This is a genomic window from Streptomyces rectiverticillatus, assembly GCF_013394065.1.
In the GTDB taxonomy this organism is placed as follows: domain Bacteria; phylum Actinomycetota; class Actinomycetes; order Streptomycetales; family Streptomycetaceae; genus Streptomyces; species Streptomyces rectiverticillatus.
Genome location: NZ_CP040752.1, coordinates 7,392,629 through 7,409,803 on the forward strand (window position 1 = coordinate 7,392,629; position 17,175 = coordinate 7,409,803).

18 protein-coding genes are annotated in these 17,175 nt (G+C 69.6%); 6 read left to right on the top strand and 12 right to left on the bottom strand.

Annotation, left to right across the window (positions count from 1 at the left end):
- Positions 1 to 95 precede the first annotated feature (95 nt).
- The 6 genes from FGW37_RS32025 to FGW37_RS32050 all read right to left on the bottom strand — a co-directional run bounded on the left by FGW37_RS32025 (position 96) and on the right by FGW37_RS32050 (position 4,320).
- Positions 96 to 758: a LysE family translocator gene (locus FGW37_RS32025; RefSeq protein WP_179084275.1), complete on the bottom strand. Its 663-nt coding sequence runs from the start codon at positions 756 to 758 to the stop codon at positions 96 to 98.
- A 312-nt stretch (positions 759 to 1,070) separates the two neighbouring features.
- Entirely contained in the window at positions 1,071 to 1,265 is a 195-nt protein-coding gene (locus FGW37_RS32030; protein ID WP_179084276.1) for a DUF1272 domain-containing protein, read from the bottom strand.
- A gap of 173 nt (positions 1,266 to 1,438) precedes the next feature.
- Positions 1,439 to 1,771, bottom strand: a complete 333-nt coding sequence (locus FGW37_RS32035) for an antibiotic biosynthesis monooxygenase family protein (protein ID WP_179084277.1) — start codon at positions 1,769 to 1,771, stop codon at positions 1,439 to 1,441.
- Positions 1,772 to 1,929: 158 nt separating this feature from the next.
- A complete protein-coding gene (locus FGW37_RS32040; protein WP_179084278.1) occupies positions 1,930 to 2,283 on the bottom strand; it encodes an SH3 domain-containing protein in 354 nt (117 codons plus the stop codon).
- Between the two features lie 176 nt (positions 2,284 to 2,459).
- The gene (locus FGW37_RS32045; protein WP_179084279.1) at positions 2,460 to 3,719 is read right to left on the bottom strand and encodes an outer membrane protein assembly factor BamB family protein; all 1,260 of its coding nucleotides are present in this window, start codon (positions 3,717 to 3,719) and stop codon (positions 2,460 to 2,462) included.
- A gap of 100 nt (positions 3,720 to 3,819) precedes the next feature.
- A complete protein-coding gene (locus tag FGW37_RS32050; RefSeq protein WP_179084280.1) occupies positions 3,820 to 4,320 on the bottom strand; it encodes a hypothetical protein in 501 nt (166 codons plus the stop codon).
- Between the two features lie 159 nt (positions 4,321 to 4,479).
- On the opposite strand from FGW37_RS32050, the gene FGW37_RS32055 reads away from it, so the two are divergent.
- Positions 4,480 to 4,914, top strand: a complete 435-nt coding sequence (locus FGW37_RS32055; RefSeq protein WP_179084281.1) for an ester cyclase — start codon at positions 4,480 to 4,482, stop codon at positions 4,912 to 4,914.
- Positions 4,915 to 4,949: 35 nt separating this feature from the next.
- Here the strand turns inward: FGW37_RS32055 and FGW37_RS32060 are convergent, their stop codons facing one another.
- The 5 genes from FGW37_RS32060 to FGW37_RS32080 form a co-directional block, all read right to left on the bottom strand.
- The gene (locus FGW37_RS32060) at positions 4,950 to 5,216 is read right to left on the bottom strand and encodes a hypothetical protein (RefSeq protein WP_179084282.1); all 267 of its coding nucleotides are present in this window, start codon (positions 5,214 to 5,216) and stop codon (positions 4,950 to 4,952) included.
- A 56-nt stretch (positions 5,217 to 5,272) separates the two neighbouring features.
- Positions 5,273 to 5,878 carry a carbonic anhydrase gene (locus FGW37_RS32065; RefSeq protein ID WP_179084283.1) on the bottom strand — a complete coding sequence of 202 codons (606 nt, stop codon included), beginning with the start codon at positions 5,876 to 5,878 and terminating at the stop codon, positions 5,273 to 5,275.
- A gap of 303 nt (positions 5,879 to 6,181) precedes the next feature.
- On the bottom strand, positions 6,182 to 7,543 hold the full coding sequence (locus FGW37_RS32070; RefSeq protein ID WP_179084284.1) for a cytochrome P450: 1,362 nt from the start codon (positions 7,541 to 7,543) through the stop codon (positions 6,182 to 6,184).
- Positions 7,544 to 7,662: 119 nt separating this feature from the next.
- Positions 7,663 to 9,069, bottom strand: a complete 1,407-nt coding sequence (locus FGW37_RS32075; protein WP_179084285.1) for a S10 family serine carboxypeptidase-like protein — start codon at positions 9,067 to 9,069, stop codon at positions 7,663 to 7,665.
- Positions 9,070 to 9,103: 34 nt separating this feature from the next.
- Positions 9,104 to 10,321, bottom strand: coding sequence for a phosphatidylserine decarboxylase (locus FGW37_RS32080; RefSeq protein WP_179084286.1), 1,218 nt, complete (start codon positions 10,319 to 10,321; stop codon positions 9,104 to 9,106).
- Positions 10,322 to 10,841: 520 nt separating this feature from the next.
- Between FGW37_RS32080 and FGW37_RS32085 the strand changes: the two genes are divergently transcribed.
- The 4 genes from FGW37_RS32085 to ligD all read left to right on the top strand — a co-directional run bounded on the left by FGW37_RS32085 (position 10,842) and on the right by ligD (position 15,221).
- Positions 10,842 to 12,047 carry a family 2 encapsulin nanocompartment cargo protein terpene cyclase gene (locus FGW37_RS32085; RefSeq protein ID WP_246430677.1) on the top strand — a complete coding sequence of 402 codons (1,206 nt, stop codon included), beginning with the start codon at positions 10,842 to 10,844 and terminating at the stop codon, positions 12,045 to 12,047.
- Between the two features lie 65 nt (positions 12,048 to 12,112).
- Entirely contained in the window at positions 12,113 to 12,970 is an 858-nt protein-coding gene (locus FGW37_RS32090; RefSeq protein ID WP_179084287.1) for a geranyl diphosphate 2-C-methyltransferase, read from the top strand.
- A 546-nt stretch (positions 12,971 to 13,516) separates the two neighbouring features.
- On the top strand, positions 13,517 to 14,098 hold the full coding sequence (locus tag FGW37_RS32095; protein WP_179084288.1) for a hemerythrin domain-containing protein: 582 nt from the start codon (positions 13,517 to 13,519) through the stop codon (positions 14,096 to 14,098).
- A gap of 160 nt (positions 14,099 to 14,258) precedes the next feature.
- On the top strand, positions 14,259 to 15,221 hold the full coding sequence (gene ligD / locus FGW37_RS32100) for a non-homologous end-joining DNA ligase (RefSeq protein ID WP_179085026.1): 963 nt from the start codon (positions 14,259 to 14,261) through the stop codon (positions 15,219 to 15,221).
- A 42-nt stretch (positions 15,222 to 15,263) separates the two neighbouring features.
- On the opposite strand, the gene FGW37_RS32105 is transcribed toward ligD, so the two are convergent.
- On the bottom strand, positions 15,264 to 15,923 hold the full coding sequence (locus FGW37_RS32105) for an HhH-GDP family DNA glycosylase (RefSeq protein WP_179084289.1): 660 nt from the start codon (positions 15,921 to 15,923) through the stop codon (positions 15,264 to 15,266).
- Positions 15,924 to 16,130: 207 nt separating this feature from the next.
- Here FGW37_RS32105 and FGW37_RS32110 point away from each other — a divergent pair, with 207 nt between their 5' ends.
- Positions 16,131 to 17,129 (top strand): L-histidine N(alpha)-methyltransferase, encoded by a 999-nt coding sequence (locus FGW37_RS32110; protein ID WP_179084290.1) that lies wholly within the window; start codon positions 16,131 to 16,133, stop codon positions 17,127 to 17,129.
- Positions 17,130 to 17,175 lie beyond the last annotated feature (46 nt).

The window sequence follows — 17,175 nt, forward strand, 5'->3', positions numbered from 1 at the left end:
TGAGCGGGCGCTTACTCCGCCCGTCGTCTCGGCCCCGGCCGGTCGCTCGTTGCTTGAGCGACCGGCCGGGGCCGAGGCGGTTCGGTAAGAGGGCGTCAGTCGCCGAGGGCGAGGTGGACGCCGAAGCCGGCGATGACCGTCCCGCTGATCCGGTCCAGGATCCGCCGCGCCGAGGGCCGTCGCAAGCTGGTGCGGAGCGCCCGGGCGAATGCGATCAGCACGCCCGACCAGAGGGTCGCGAGCAGGATGTGCACGCCGGCCAGCATCGTGCCGGACGCCAGGTGCGAGGCGCCGGTCGGGATGAACTGCGGCAGGACGGCCACGTAGAAGGCGCCCATCTTGGGGTTGAGCAGGTTGGTCACGGTGCCCCGGCGCCAGCCTCCCCGGAAGCTGTCCCCGGCATCCGGTTTGCCCGGCGTATCCGCGGCGTCGGGGAGGGGGCCGGGTTCGGTGCCGGCCTGCCGGCGTCGCAGGGCCGGTATGAGGATCCGGCCTCCCATCCACACCAGATACGCGGCTCCTGCCCAGCGGAGCATCGCGTAGGCGAGGTGGGACGCGGTCAGGACGGCGGTGATGCCGAGCGAGCTGAGCACTCCCCAGAGGAGGGTTCCCGTCTGGATGCCGAGGACCACACCCCAGACGCGTCTGTGGTGCCCCACGGCGGCAGTGCGCAGGATGAGGGCGGTGTCGAGGCCGGGCGTGAGCGTGAGGAGTCCGACGATCAGCGCGAAGGACCCCAGTGCGGAGACGGTGATCATGAAGGGTCACTGTACTGCCGGAGCCGCCAACTCCCCATTTCCTGCCCGAATTCGGGCAGGAATCTCCGACCCGGCGGGCGGCGCTGACTGCTTGAGCCTGCCCGCCGACTTGCCCGTCCCCGAGGACGACGGCGCGGCCGACCGTCTGGTCCTGACCTGGCTACGTGACAACCCTCTGCCGGCGCTGCGGCCAGTTGCCGGCTCCTGAGCCTCGTGGGCGGTTCGTAGCCCGGAAGCCGGTACGCTGCCGGGGTCCGCACGGCAGCAGTGCCGGCCATCAGGACGCACGCGCCGGCCCGCGCCAGGGCTCGGTCAATCGGCAGGGGACGACACGCGGCGGGGGCGGGCCACGAGCTCGCCGCCGCAGTTGGGGCAGATGTTCTGCATGGCGTCGCTGCAGGGCACACAGAACGTGCACTCGTGCGAGCAGATACGGGCGGCGGGCGAGTCCTGCGGCAGCGTCGTGGCCTCACATCGTTCGCAGAGGTTGCGCATCTCCAAAGACATGACTCTCCTGGTGGGTTCGGGCATCCGCCGCCTGGCCGGCGGCTCCGGACGGAACGGAATCGGATGCCCATCCTCGGCGCAGTGATCTTGGCCTGAAAGCATGGACAGGGTCAGCTTTACGCAAGATCCGGCCAGCGCAGGGAACGCCGAGAGCCTCACATGATCTGTTGAGGTCAGGCCTCCTTGGCCTTGGGCGCGGCCTGCTGAACGACCTCGAAGGACCACAGGGCCGACCCGGACGCGGCCGGCTTCTGCTTGGGGGCGCCGTCGCCGCCGCCCTGGTGCGCGGCCCTCATCGGGCCCTCCATCCACGCCCGGAAGTCCTCCTCGCTGCGCCAGCGGGTGTAGACCAGGTAGGTGTCCGTCCCCTCGACGGGGCGCAGGAGTTCGAACCACTCGAAGCCGTCGGAGCTCTCGACGGAGCCGGCGCGGGCCGAGAAGCGCTGCTCCAGGACCTCTCGCTGCTCGGTAGGGACGTTCAGCACGTTGATCTTCACAACACTCATGGGCCCATCCTGCCCCACCCTCGGAAGGGAACCGTCCAGGGGGTGGCAGTGGCGCATACCGGACACCGTTACGGCTGCGACGGCCCGGACCGTGTGCCGGTCCGGGCCGTCGCGCACCTACCGCGTCAGTGTTCTGTCGTCAGTGCTCTGCTCTGCCGTCACATGCCGCAGAACGGCGGGATGATGTTCTTGTGGGCCACCCAGCCGCGAGTGCCCTTGGACAGGCCGCCCTTGCTCTTGGCCTTCAGCTCGACGTTGTCCCAGCCGCCGGACGAGCGGAGGATGCGGATCGGGTCCCCGAAGTACAGCTGGCCCTTGACCGCGCCCGAGGTGCCGGCCTTCGTGCGCAGGCGGGTGCCGTCGGTGTAGATCGCGGCGTTGTCCGCGTGGCACGCCTTGGCGCTCGCGGCAGCCTGGGTGGCGGCCGCGGGGGCGGCCTGGGCCGGGGCGGCCAGGGCCGCGGTGGCGCCGATGAGAGCGACGGTGGTGAGTGCGAGGGATATGCGACGCACGGATCCTCCGGAAGTGGTTCTTGTGGTGCGGCGGATGCCGCGTGATCACCATAGGCAGCCCGGGAGAACCATCCGGCGGCGATCTTGTCACGCCCCTGTCACGACCTGCCCGCGAGGCGTCGGAGGCGACGCGGCAGACAGCGCTGGACACACGTCACCTCCTGGCACCCGTGCGCTCAGCCGGAGGCGGCGGCCCCTGTGGTCCGGTAGACGTCGATCGCCCGGGCCAGGGGATCGTAGACCAGCCCGTAGCCGTCGTTGACCAGTGAGGGGGAGACCGGGCCGAGGTCCGTACGCAGGTCGCTGCCCGTGCGGGCGTCCAGGGTCATGGCCTGATCGGCTTGGGCGTAGACCACCCCGTGCCACGCCGAAGTGACCCCGGGGGCCGTGCGGTTGGCCGTCTCGTCGGGCAGGTGCCACAGGACGCGGGCGGTGCGGACGTCCACCGCCCACGTGGTCGCATCGCCGGAGCCGTCGGTTCCGGAGCAGACCGTCGTGTTCCAGCCGTCGTAGTGACACCTGGACAGGGAGGTGTCGCCCGAGTCCAGGCGGGTCGTGCCGGTTGCGGGGTCGATCAGCAGGGTGCCTCCGGCCTTGGTTCCGTCCGCCCAGGTCAGTCCGGGGCCGGGGTCGGATGTCGTGGCCTCGCCCAGTCGGAGGTTTCGCTTCCACAGCTGGTCGCCGTCAGAGGTGGCCTTGCCCGCGAAGTCTCCGTCGCCGCGCACGCCGACGGCCACCGACGGTTCCAGGTCCACTCCCTCGAAGTCGGGGTCGGCCCAGACGACTTGGCCGGTTCTGGTGTCGAGCAGGACGGACAGGGGAGGGGTCTGCGAGTAGCCCGGCTCGTACGAGGCGACGAGTACGTGCCGGGTGTCGGCGCCGACCACATGAGGGGCGGCCGCAGCCGGCGTGTCCTTGCCACCGGGGATCTCGCGCGACCACAGTTTCCTGCCGGTGCGGGCGTCCAGCGCGACGACGGTGATGCCGCGCCGGTCGGCGTAAGTACCGCTGCCCTGTTCCGTGGTGCCGAAGGCGCCGATCACCTTGTCGCCGACCAGGCGTGGCGCCTGGGCGACGGTGTCGCCGTTCGGTACGGCTGTGTGCCAGACGGGCTCACCGGAGTCGAGCCCGTAGGCCGTGATGCCGACGTCGTCCTGGTCATAGGTGTAGGCGAGGCGCGCGCCCAGTGTCACCATGTCCATGTCGGCGGCACCGCCTTCGCCGACCGGGGAGGGCCAGGCGCCTTGGAACGTGGTGGTGGGCGTCATCGGCAGGGACCCGGCCGGGGCCGTCGGCTTCGTCGCCCTTTCGCCCTCGGGGTGCCCACCCTCGCCGCCGCACGCGGCGACGGCGCACAGCAAGCCGGCGACAGCCAAGGCGGCACGCAGGCGACGTCGTTCGGGCTTACGCCGGTTGGCGGTATCCATGGAGCTCATGAGCACCAGAGAGTGGCAGAAGACGGATCCTGAGGGAGCCGGCTTCCGGGATCGCCTTCGCCTGATCCAGTGAACGTCCGGCAGCGCGCTGCGCCGCGCGCTACGCGGCGGGCCGCACCCACCGTTTGATGATGCGCGGCTCGGAGTACGGAGCCGGCCAGGCCTGCAGCCGCAGCTGCTCGGTGGTCTCGGGTGCGTTGTCCGAGTCGATGTCCGCGAGGACGGCGGCGGCCAGGTTCCGCCGGGAAGCCCGTATGCGGGTCCACCCGGCGGGCATGTCGAAGCGTGCCGCGTCGGGGAGGTAGTCGGTGCAGCCCAGCACGACGAGGCGTCCCGAGGCCAGGTTGAGGCTTGCCTCGACGATGTGGTCGTAGTCCTGGTGGTCGCCGCCGTCGTCGTCGTCCGGCTGTGCCGCGAGGATGTGGACACTGACGGCCACGTTGACGTTGACGGCGGTGCCGATGGCCAGGGCGTCCTCGGTGGCGCCGAGGCCGTCCAGGACGGTCTGCTCGGTCCACACGTCGCTGAGGTCGCCGTCGGACTCGTCGTCCAGGAGGTGGATCTGGAAGTAGTCCGCGAAGAGCTCAAGGTCTGTTGCCATGGGGGCATCATCGCTGGCGCCCCGGAACGCCACGGCGGTGGGGTGTGGCCGGGCCCGGCTTCGACGCCGTCACCGCCCGGCATGCCGGAGGAGTGATCCTCGGCGGAAGCAGGGCGCGTCATATCCGGAGGACGCGGCTCGCCCGGTCACACTGCACGGGTGCTCATCGAAGAGAACAAACAGCTCGTCCGCCGCTTCTACGCCGCGATCGACAACGGCGACGTCGACGCCTTGGACGACCTCGTGGCGGAGGACTACCTGGACCACTCTCCACCGCCCTTCCCTGGTTTCGGCACGGGGCTCGAGGGGCTGAAGCAGATCTTCCATGTCTTCTGGGAGGCGACCCCGGGCACGCACGAGATCCAGGACCAGGTGGCGGAGGGCGACAAGGTCGCCACGCGGTTGCTGTGCCGTGGCACCCACGAGGGCGACCTTCCGGGCATCCCCGCCACGGGCAACCAGCTGGAGATCACGGCGACGGTCATCCACCGCATCGAGAACGGCAAGCTGGCCGAGAAGTGGTCCGACAAGGACGTCCTGCGCTTCCTGCAACAGCTCGGTGTCGTTCCGCCGCTCGGCATGCCGAACGAGTGAGGGAGACCGGCAGCCGGTGACCGGCCGCCGGGACTTCACCTCGTACCGCCCTCCTCGGGCGTGTGACCTTCGCCTTCGCCTTCTCCTTCGGCGGGCTCTTGGGGCTCGTCGGACGCCGGGGGAGGCGTGTCCGCCGAGGGAGCCGTGTCGTCGTCTCCCTTTGCCTCCTCCGTCCCTTCGCTCGTCCCCTCGCTCGTCTCCTCCGTCTCCTCGCTCTCCTCGCTGCGCTTCAGCCGGGCGAGGTCCGCCGCCAGCCGGTCCGAGAACAGGCGCATCTCCGCCTCTGCTTTGAGGTCGAACACTGTGATCTCCTTCCTGCTTCGCCGGACCCGTCGGGCCTGGCGCCGTGCCCGGCGTTTCACAGTGGCCGGAACCACTGGTCCCCGGTCGTCGCGTCGGCCCGGTGCGCCCTGACCGCGCCGGTGTGCACCTCGTAGTACCAGGCGTGCACCGACAGCGTGCCGTCCGCCGTCCGCTCCGCCACGCACGGATGTGCGTAGAGCCGTTCCACCTGGGCCATGGCGTGCCGCTGGACCGCTTCCGCCAGGTCGGGGGAGTCGGGCATCGCCGGCCCGGGCGGCTGAGCGGCCCGTTCGAGCCAGCCGCGTACGGCCGGCGCGCGGGAGAGGTCGTCACCTCGCACCAGGGCGCTGACCGCGCCGCAGTGGGAGTGCCCGCACACCACGATGTCGCTGACGCCCAGGACGCGGACCGCGTACTCGATGGTGGCCGTCTCGCCGGTGGGCTGGTCGCTGCGGTACTCGGGCACGATGTTGCCCGCCGTCCGCAGCTCGAACAACTCGCCCGGCCGTGCGCCCGTGATCAGGGCGGGCACGACGCGGGAATCGGAGCAGGTGATGAACAGTGCCTGCGGGTACTGGCCGGCTTCGAGGGCGCGGAACTCGTCGGCGCGCTCCGCCACGTGCGTAGTGAAGGACCGGGCGTTGTCTGCAAGGGACTTCATGGTGGCCTTTCTCCTGCGGCCCGCGGGCATGCCGGGGACGCGGTGTTCAAGGTCAGCACTGGATGCCGGGTGTCGGTGGTGGTGCGAAGTGCACGGCGGCCGGCGCCACGCACATCACGTCCGCGGCCGGGCCGGGCTCGGCGGGTACAGCCACCCCTTTGCCAATACATTACCTTACGGAGGTGGGTCAAAGGCTGCCCAAGCAATGCTCTTGGATGCGTAATTCAGGCACGGTCGTACGGCGAACTACCAGGGCGTACGCCTTAGTAGTGAATAATCGGCGTGCGCCCCTGCCCGCCCCGGTTACTCCGGGACCCGCCGGCTCACGGTCATGCGGATGTCGTCGGCCGCCCAGAGCACGAACCGTTCGACCGGCGTGACCTCGTGCCCCGGAACGGGCCGGAAGCGGAAGCGCTTGAGGAGTACGGCCAGGACCAGCTCGGCCTCGACCACAGCCAGGGCGGCACCCTCGCAGCTGCGGGGCCCGATGCCGAAGGGGATGTAGGCCAGCCGCGGTCGCCCGGCCGTCTCCTGCGGGGTGAACCGCTCGGGTACGAACTTCTCGGGCTCGGGCCAGTAGGCGGGGTTCATGTGGACGGCCCAGATCGGATAGAAGACCGTCGTGCCGGCCGGGATCTCGTACTCGCCCCACTCGCCCAGGAAGAGGGGCTCGGTCGTCTCCCGCGCGCCGTACGGCCCGGGCGGGAAGAGCCGCATCGACTCCTTGAGGACCATGTCCAGGTACGTGAGCCGTCGCAGATCGGCGTACTCGGGCGCCGCACGGTCGCCGAGTACGCGGTCCAGCTCGTCGGCGACGCGTTCGGCGACGCCGGGATGGCGGCCCAGCAGATGCAGGGTCCACGAAACGGCCACCCCGGTCGTGTGGTGGGCGGCCAGCATCATCACCATGACGGTGTCGCGGATCCGCGCGGGGCGCTCACCGGCCTCGACGAGCGCCCCGATCAGATCGCTCCTGTCGGCGCGGTCGCCGGAGCGGTGTCCCGCGACGACCTGGTCGACCGTCGCCCGCAGACAGACGAGGGCCGCCCGCGCCCGCTCGGCCCGTTCCTCCCGTGTGCCGGGAACGGGCACCCCGTAGAGCTGCCCCAAGTGCTCGGTGAGCACGTCCTCGAAGGCGGTCACGACCCTGCCGGGATCGGCGATCTCGCCTCCCAGCGCGTACTCGCAGATCATGCGCAGGGACAGCGCGGTGAGATCCTTCTGCAGCTCGACGGGCTCCTGTCCGGCCCGGCAGCCGGCCGGGCCCACTCGCTCAGCCTGCCCGGCCCAGCGGTCCGCGAGCGCCGTCGCGAGCGTGGTGAACCTCGCGAAGTGCCGCTCGTGGGAAGGCCGGCCGGCCAGCACCGACAGGAGCAGGCGCCGCCACGGACCGTGCTCATCGGCCGGCATCACCTGCAGGTTGCCCGTCTCGAACAACGGCGCCAGGAACTCGAACAGCCGCTCCGGCCGTTTGTCGATGTGAGCGGTGCCCTCCAGCAGTACGGGGTCGGCGACCGATACGGCGGCCTGCGCGCCCGGAAGCTGGAAGCGCACGACGGGCCCGTACGCGGCGTGCAGCTGCAACTGGTAGCGATGCAGACCGCCCGCGGCCGCGACAGCACCGACGCCACCGTCCGCCCGGGGCTCGGGACCGGGGATGTCCATGGCTGCTCCTCCTCTCCTCCTCTCCTCCTCGCCCGTGGAAAACGGAGACCGGCCGACGGGGGTGAGCCTAATCCCGTACGCACGCCCCGCAGCCGGTCTCACTCGCCTGCCCGATGTGTTCAGGCTTTACGCAGACCGGCGCTGCCGTTGCGGTGTTTGAGCTGCTGCTGCGGGTCGTAGCCGGGGAAGGGGCGGTCGAAGAGCCAGTTGTAGAGCATCTCGCGGCAGATCTGCGGCTGGAATGCGGGCACCTGGTGTCCGGAGCCGGGCACGCCGACCTGCGTCAGGTTCCTATGGCGGCGGACGAACCCCTTCGGGTTTCCCTGCGCCTGTGTCCAGATCAGCCGGGGAGCGTTGCGCCACTCCGCGTGCTCGTGCTCGCCTTTCTGTTCCATGAGGTGATCCAGGACCTCCTCGGTGCTGCGGTACCCGCAGGCGGTGTCGAAGTTCCCGGTGTAGAGCAGGGTCTTGTAGCCCTCGTCGATGATCTTGGTGTACCGCCAGGAGGAGTCCACCATGTTGTCTTTGACCAGCCACTCGGCCACCGGGCCGTCGTTGTCGGCACACTGCCAGGTGACGTCCGCCGGAACGTGCAGGGACTTCTTCACCTCGTCGCTGTCCAGATAGGCCCGCAGCGCCCCCATGGGTAAGTCGTCCCAGCGGCGCACGTCGTAGAGGTCGAAGTTCCCTCCGTACGACATGGTCGTGGCCACCAGTTCATTGCCGAGCTTGGTGGCCTTCTTCAGCTTTCCCGCATCGAGGGCGTCCTGGAAGGCACCGTAGGCCTTGTACAGGGATTCCTTCTGGCTGATGCCGAGGAATCCGGTCGTATAGGCGTAGTCGATCAGGGCGCGGAGCGACAGTTCGGGCTTGATCCAGCCGTTTCCGACGGCTATCCCCTTGAGGTTGATCCGCCGCCCGGCCGCCTCGGCGCGGTTGCGCTCGTCGATCTCCAGGGCGATCGCCGGCACGTACTTGCCGGCGTAGCTCTCGCCGCAGACGTAGAGCGGGCACTGTGCGTACTCCGGGTGCGCGCTGAAGAACTTTTGCAGGCCCTCCCAGAACATCCGGCTGAGGGCCTTCTCGTCATGGACGTACTCCCCGACGTCGGAGTAGCTGTATCCGGTGCCGAGGGGCTGGTCCCAGAAGACGACGTGCGCTTCCTGGTTCCAGGAGTCGGGGCTCACGGATATCGTCCCGGCGGCGTCGTCGCCGATGGACAGCGGCCCGTTCTCCAGGAACAGCCCCAGCAGCGAGGAGGCGCCGGGCCCGCCGTTGAGCCAGATCAGCAGCGGCGTCCGGCTGATCAGCTCCTGCTGATCGGGGACCGCGATGTGGGGATTGCAGGTCTGGCTCTCGAAGAACCAGTAGAAGAGGTGGTTCCGGGTGCCCGGATGCTCCGTGCTGTCGATGTGCACGTGCCCGGCGTAGGAGCGGGCCTTCTTGGTGTCTTTGGTGTAGAAGTCGATGCGCCGCGTGTCGGGGATGTTCGCCGGGATCGAGGCGACGAGGTCGTCCGCGGACATGGTTCAGCCTCCGTTCGGCAGCGGGGTCAGGGAGTCAGGGAGTCAGGGGACGCTGCGACCGGGGCTGCGTGTGAGGGGAGTGGGAGAACCGCTTGGCCGTGGTTTCCGGGTCCTCCAGGATTCCGATGCGCTGCCCTTGGAGCAGTTGCACCGCGGGGAACCGGCCCTTCTCGAACAGCAGGATGTTCAGCGACCCGCCGTACATGAAGTTCCCGATCCGCTCGCCCTTGTCCACCGGGACCGGCAGCTCGCCCGTGAACTTGTCCAGGAAATTCACGGACGCGATCGAGTTGAGGCCGACGGGTACCTGCGCGACGTACCCTTCGCCGTCCGGCCCCCCGTCGGGGTCCACATACAGCGTCTTGATGATGACGTACCCCCGGCGGAAGTCGAGGAAGTCGTTGTAGTCGTAGCCGTAGCCGACGTTGCCCTTGTCGAGCAGGGCGGGGAAGTTCCGGATCCCGTAGTACGCACCGCCGATGTCGTCGCGGGCCTCCACTACCTCACCCGCCACCGGGGTGTGATACCAGTGGTAGCTGTCGGGCATCAGGATGCACGACACCGCCGTACCGCCGATGAAATGCCTCGCGTACGAGGAGCCGTCGAGCAGTTGACCGACGTTCATGGTGACGTTCTTGACCGGGATCTGCGTGAGCTCGCCCAGCTCATCAACGATCATGTTGATGACGCAGTCGGCCGGGGCGACCACCACGGTCCGGTCGTCCTTGGCGTCGATCGGCCGCCGGCCCTCCTTGATCCGCCGGATGAAGAACTCGTTGAAGTTCTCCCAGTCCTCGATCTCGTAGTCGTCCATGCGCTTCGGGCCGAGCTGTTTGACCCACCTCTTGATGGTTTCCTTCGAGTCCGGCGATTCCATCTGCAGGCCCTGCAGGTGCGTGAAGTCGGCGATCAGCTCGCGGCCCGGACCCTTGGACACGAAGCGCATGCCGGGCTTGTTGTCACCGTAGTTGATCCAGCTGAACTTCTCGATGTAGGTCAGCCCGTTGTCGACCCCCGACCCGTGCACCTGCCAGGCGTACCAGTCGCTGAAGAACTGACACAGGAACTTGATGTCCTGGTTCCGCCAGTCGCAGTACACGGGGTCGTCCTTGCTGACCGGGCACGCCTGCGCGTGCTTGACCGCCGCGTCGTACTGATCCTTGAAACCGTCGTGGTTCTTGGCGTACCAAATGTGGACTTTCTCGAGGAACTGGTCGATGGTGCTTGAGAACGGTTCCCGGCCCTCCGTCATGTTCCCGTCTCCTTCCGCTTCTGCGTGAGAGGTGGCGCCCCGATGTGAGGGCAGAGCGGCAGCCGGTCGATAGCAGGCCCGCCCTGCGCGCCGCCCAATGTGCCGTGTCCCCGGGCCCGGGCGCGAGCGCGCAAAATGGCCATCAGGCAGCACGTGCACCAGGAGCGCCTGCTCGTCCAGCGCTCTCTTGGCGGCGATGCTTTCGAGCCGGCCCCGGCCTGCCACGCAGGCCCGTCGTCCTTGGTCCGACCGGGACCTCGGGGCCTTCCGCTGAATCTGTGTCACCGGCCGGCCGGATAAACATACACAGCTACATACGGATGAACTTGCGCTGCTTCTGCTGTGCGGTTACCTGCTGATCGGCCACGCTGCTGCATGGCCTGATCGGGGTGGCGGGCGGTGACCGGCAGGTGCCTGCGGTTACCACCGCGCGCATCGTCGGCCGAGTGCCGTGGCCCGGAACTCCGGTGTCACGGACCGCCGTTCACGATGCCTGCTCACGCAGCGAAGGGAACCCCGGATGCCCCAGCTCGACGGCGCTTCTCCGCTCAAGGCGGGCGCGCGCAACGCCCTCCGCACGCACGATCTCGCTCCAGGCGCCACGGCGCCGGCTGTGGCGGACGCGCTGCACGGGCTCCTCGCCGGGCCGACGGGGCTGGGTACGTCGGCGGCCCGCCTGTTCCGTACGGATCTCACTCTGTCTACGCAGTCCACGGACGCCCGGGCCACCGAAGCCAAGGCCGCGGACGGGCGCTCAGAGGGGGCTGCTGTTCGCGTACCGCCGCTCTACTGCCCGGATGCCGAGCGGGACGACCCGGCCCTCGGTGAAGAGGTGAACAACCGGCTGGTCGAGTGGGCGGAAGAGATCGGCATCTTCCAGGGCCGTCTCGAGCGGCTGCGGTCCCACAACTTCGGGCGGCTGTTCATGCTCGCCCACCCCGACACCGACGATCCCGAACGCATCCTCACCGCCGCCCGCTGCGGACTGGCCGAGTGGGCCGTCGACGACCACTGGGTCGACGAGGGGGAGGACACCACACCGGAGCTGATCGGTTCCCGCCTGGCCATGGCCCACGCCGTCGTCGACCCCGTCCGGCTTCCGGCCCGCTACCTGGCGGAGTTCGAGAACCTCGTCCGGAAGGAGCCGGTCCTGCGCGCCTTCCGCTCCTGTCTCGATCACCTGGCGGGGATCGCGAGCCCCACCCAGGTCGCCCGGCTGCGTCACGAACTGGCCGTGATGTTCGTGGGCTACAACCAGGAGGCGGAGTGGCGCAGCTCCGGGCGGACCCCCGCCGTGTGGGAGTACATGCTGCACCGCTACGAGAACGCCTTCTACCCGTGCATGGTCCTGATCGACCCGGTCGGCGGCTACGAACTCCCGGCCGCGGAATTCGCCGACGCGCGTGTGCGCCGCACCTATCTGTACGCCGGCACGGCCAATGTGCTGCTCAACGACCTGTATTCGATGAGCAAGGAAGACCCCACCGACACCAACCTTCCCAATCTCATCGCCGCCGAGGACAACTGCTCGCTGCAGGAGGCCGTCGACCGCGCGGCGTGCATCCACGACGAGCTCATGCACACCGTGGAGGCCGAGTGCGCCGTCCTGAGCGCAGCCGGCTCTCCTGAGCTGCGGCGCTACCTCGCGGGGCTGTGGGGCTGGATGGGCGGCAGCAAGGAGTGGCACGCCACCAGCCCTCGATACCACGGCACGTCGTCCCAGTGAATCCCTGCAACGACCCAGTGAACAACCCTTATTCAGTTCATCAGCTATCGGAAAGAGAAGACACGGTGACCATTCAGGAGACGCACGCCCCGGTCCTCGCCAGCGCTTACCAGCGGTCCGTCGCCGAGTACTGGAACCGGGAGAAGAACCCGGTCAACCTTCGCCTCGGCGAAGTGGACGGCATCTACCACCACCACTACGGAATCGGTGATGCCGACTGGTCGGTCCTGGAAGGCCCGGAGGAGACCCGCGACGAGAGGATCACCGCCGAACTGCATCGCCTGGAATGCGCCCAGGCGGATCTGCTGCTGAGCCACCTGGGTCCCATCGGCCCCGACGACCATCTGCTGGACTCCGGGTCGGGCCGCGGCGGCAGCAGCCTCGTCGCCAACCAGCGGTTCGGCTGCCACGTCGACGGGGTCTCCATCTCCGAGACCCAGGTGGCGTTCGCCAATGAGCAGGCCGGCAAGCACGGTGTGGCCGACAAGGTGCGCTTCCACCTGAAGAACATGCTGGACACGGGCTTCGAGACGGGCCGGTTCCGGGCCATCTGGAACAACGAGAGCACCATGTACGTCGACCTGTCCCAGCTCTTCCCCGAGTACGCCCGGATGCTGAGCCACGGCGGACGGTACGTGACCATCACCGGCTGCTACAACGACGCCTACGGGCTGCCGTCCCGGGCCGTCAGCGAGATCAACGCCCACTACATCTGTGACATCCACCCGCGGAGCAGCTACTTCAAGGAGATGGCGAAGAACCGCCTCGTCCCGGCCGCCGTCGTGGACCTGACCGAGGCCACCATCCCGTACTGGGAGCTGCGCGCCCAGTCACCCCTGGCCACGGGCATTGAGAAGGCCTTCCTGACCGCGTACAAGGACGGCAGCTTCCAGTACCTGCTCATCGCGGCCGACCGGGTCTGACGGCGCGGCCGACCGGGCCTGACGTCAGGATCTCCTGGAGGACTGCCACAGCGCTGATATCGCAGTCCTTTGTCCTCTGTCCTCTGTCCTCGTAGTGGCCGGTTCGGGCCGTGGGCCGGGGCCGGGCACCGGGGCTGGTTCGGGCCAGGGATCCGGGCCGGGCGGGGGCGGTGGCGGAGGCCGCTCCGGGTCCGGTTGCGGCGGTGCGGGTGGCACGGGATCCGGGTGGCCGGGGCCCGGCCGCGGGGCCGGTGCGGGGCCCGGTCGGGGGCCGGGGCCGGGCGACGGGGTCGGTTCGGGCGGCACCGGGATGGGCGGGGTCCTGTGCTCGTGCGCCTCGTGCATGGCGTTCAAGCTGGCACACCTGCCACCTGGAGGCCTTTCGCCCGTCCTCCATCCGGACCAGCGCGGGCGCCCCCCCCGTATGCGCCGTCGGTGGCACAAATCCTGTCCGGTACGGGACTTCCGGCCGTGTCAGGGACGCATTCCGGGGTAGCCGCAGAACCGTGCCGATGCATACGACCGAGATCCCCGAGGAGGACACTCATGGGGTACCCGGAAACTGCCGGCCTGCGGCCGGAGAGCAATGACGTCGTGGCTCTGCTGATGAATCAGCATCAGGAGATCCGGACTCTGCTCGACGAAGTACTGGAGCGCACCGGAGAGGAGCGGCGGCATGCCTTCCGGCATCTCGTCCACCTGCTCGCGGTGCACGAAACCGCTGAAGAAGAGGTTGTCCACCCCTATGCCCGGCGGGCCGCAGAGGGCGGCGAGCACGTGGTGGCCGACCGGCTCAAGGAGGAGGACGCAGCCAAGCGGGCGCTGAAGCGGCTGGAGGGCCTGGACCCCGACGGCCCCGCCTTCGTCGAGGAGTTCACCTCCCTGCGCGAGTCCGTGCGCGCCCACGCGCGTGCCGAGGAGACGTACGAGTTCACCCGGCTGCTGGACGCCGGCGACCCTGCCCGGCTGCAGGCGCTCGCCAAGGCCGTGCGCGCGGCGGAGGCCGTCGCACCGACCCGCCCGCACCCGGGGACGGATTCCGCCACCAAGAACGCCCTGTTCGGCGCTCCGGCCGCCGCGGCGGACCGCGCCCGCGACGCGATGCGCAAGGTACTGGGCAGGAGCTGAGCAGCAGCCCGTCGCCCCCCGATCGGCGGTCCATGCCCTGCGGCGGCCCGCCGCGAATGGCACGGTGAGTCCTGAACGGGAGAGGAACGACGACATGGCCTCCCGCAAGGCAGAGACGAAGGCCGGGACGAGGGCCGAAACTAAGGCCGGGACGAACGTCATGAGGATCCGTACCGGCCGTCACACCGTGGAGATCAGCCGTCCCGAGAAGGTTCTCTTCCCCGGAGACGGTGATGGCGGCGGCACCGCCGGCGACAGCGCCCGGGCCGCCGGCCTCACCAAGGCCGACCTCGCCGAGTACTACCGCACGGTCGCCCGGCGGATGCTGCCGCATCTGCGCGGGCGGCCGTTGATGCTGGAGCGCTGCCCGGACGGAGTGGAGGGCGAGTGCTTCATGCAGAAGGACGTCCCCGACCACTTCCCCGAATGGGTGCACCGCGCGGAACTCGCCAAGGAGGGCGGTACGGTCACCCACGTCGTCTGCGACGACACCGCCACCCTCGTCTACCTCGCGGGGCAGGCCTGCATCACGCCGCACCGCTGGCTCGCCAGGGCCGACCGCCCGGACTGCCCCGACCGGCTGGTCGTCGACCTCGACCCGCCGGGCGCTTCCGGGGACGACTTCACCCTCGTACGGGAAACCGCCCTGCTGCTGCGGGAGCTGCTGGACGAGCTCCGGCTGCCGTCCATGGTCATGGCCACCGGGTCGCGCGGGCTCCACGTCCTCGTCCCCTTGGACCGGCGCGCACCGTTCGACGACGTCCGGGCCTTCGCTCGCGACCTCGCGGACGTGCTCGCCGCCCGCGATCCGGACCGGCTGACCACCGAGCCGCGCAAAACGGCCCGCCGGGGCAGGCTCTATCTCGACACCCAGCGCAACGCCTACGCCCAGACGGCTGTCGCACCGTACGCCGTCCGCGCCCGCCCCGGAGCTCCTGTTGCCGCGCCGCTGAGCTGGGACGAGGTCGGCGACCCGGCGCTGACCGCGGGCCGCTGGACCGTCACCACGGTCGGCAGCCGTCTCGGCGACGACCCCTGGCCGGGCGAGGGGGCGGCGGCCCCGCGCGGCCGGTCACTGGGACCGGCCCGCCGCAGGCTCGACGCCCTGCGCGCACGTAGTTGAGCACGTAGCTGAGCACGTTGCCGGGCAGCTCTTCGGCGCTGTTCAGTCCCTCTTCCGGGCAGCTTCCTTCACTTCGTCGGCGATCTCCTGGTCCAGTGCGGCCCTCACCAGCGCGGCCGCGAACGCCGGAGCGTCCTCGCGTTTGACCAGCCGTGCCAGAGCGCCGGATTCGCGCGGCAACCCCAGGCGTGCGGCTCCCTCAGCGGCCTTGCCGTCGAAACACGGATGCACCTCCGGCCACACGCCCTGGACTTCCCGCAGGAAGATGTTCACACCCGCCGGACCGAGCCCCGGAAGCTCTTGCAACAGCTTCCGCAGCCGCCCGGGATCGCCGTCGGCTTCCTCGCGCATCCGCCGGACGTCGCCGCGGTAGCGGTCGAGCAGGAGCTGCGCGCCGTCGCCGAGCTGGGTGGCCGTGCGCTCGTCGTAGCGGCGGTAGCCACCCTTGCCCAGCGCATCCACGCGCTGCTGCCAGGTCGCCCCGGCCATCCGCCGCGGATCCTTCATCCCGGCCTCCGCCAGGCAGCGTGCGGCTTCGACCGCGACGGACGCCCGGATCCGCGCGCTGAGCAGACAGGCCAGTACGACGAGCCGGTACAGCGGCTGCGGGGTGTCCCGCAGCCGGATGCCCGCCTCCTCGGCGTACGTCCGCCCGTACATCCGCAGCAGCGTGGCCGCGGTCTGCTGGTTCCCGGTGCTCATGGAACGAGTGTGGCCTGCTCCGGCCCCGTCCGGCCGACGGACGCCCGTGTCGCATCACCCGCCCCACGCCATCACCCGGAAGGCCGAAATCACCTGGGAACCGCGGCATCCGGACGGCCGCTGTACTCGCTCACCTGCACAAGCGATGCCGCGAGGACGGTGATAGGAAGGAACGCAGGCCGGCGGCCCGAGACCCAGGAGCGGCGGATGAGAGCGGAGCGTCCCGGGTCCGGTGTCGTCGAGGTCGCTCTCGCACCGGACCGGCGGCCGGCCGGCGGCGAGGAGGACGAACTGCGGGCGGGCCTCGCCGAGAGGCCTCGCCGGATCCCGCACCGCTACGGCTACGACACGGTGGGCTCGCAGCTGTTCGAGGAGATCAGCCGCTTGCCCGCCTACTACCCGCCTCGGTCGGAACGCAGGCTGCTGTGTGATCACGGGGCCGAGATGGTGCGTCTGTCGGGCGCCAGCGAACTCGTGGACCTCGGGGCCGGCAGCGCGGAGAAGTCGGAGATCCTGCTGGCGGCCATGGAGACGAACGGGCTCCTCGGCTCGTACGCGGGCATCGACGTGAGCCTCGAACCGATGCGGGCCGCCGCCCGCCGTCTCGGCGCCCGGTGGCCGGCGGCCCGCATCACCCTGGTGCACGGTGACTTCGCCACCGCTCTGCCGTGGCTCCGAGGTGGTGGGACGGGACGCCTCATGGCGATGCTCGGCAGTACCTTCGGGTGTCTGACGCCGCGCGAGCGATCCGGCTTCCTGCGCGCCTTGCGGTCCTGCTGCGGACCGGGCGACCACGTGCTGCTCTGCGCCGACCTCTTCCAGCCGGTGGAGGCCGTACGCCGGGCCTACCGGGCCGGATACACGGGGGAACGGCCGGTACGCCGCTTGTTCGCCCTCAACACCCTGGCTCACCTCAACAGGGAATACGGGGCCGACTTCGACCCTGCGTATTTCGAACCGTACGTGGTCTACGACGTGCCCCGCAGGCAGGTGCGAGGCGAGATCCGCAGTACCAGGCGCCAGCGGGTGGTGGTCTCACAGCTCGGCATGGCGCTCGACTTCGCCGAGGGCGAGACGTTCTTCCACGACGTGCTGCACAAATTCGAGCTGGGTGAACTTCTGGGGGAGGTGGAATCCTTCGGCTTCCGGTGCCGCCGGTACTGGGTGGAGGAGGAATTCCAGTACGCGGCCCTGCTGCTGAGGTGAGGTGAGATAAGGCGCGGCTTCGCATATCCGGGGCCCTTCTCGCTCG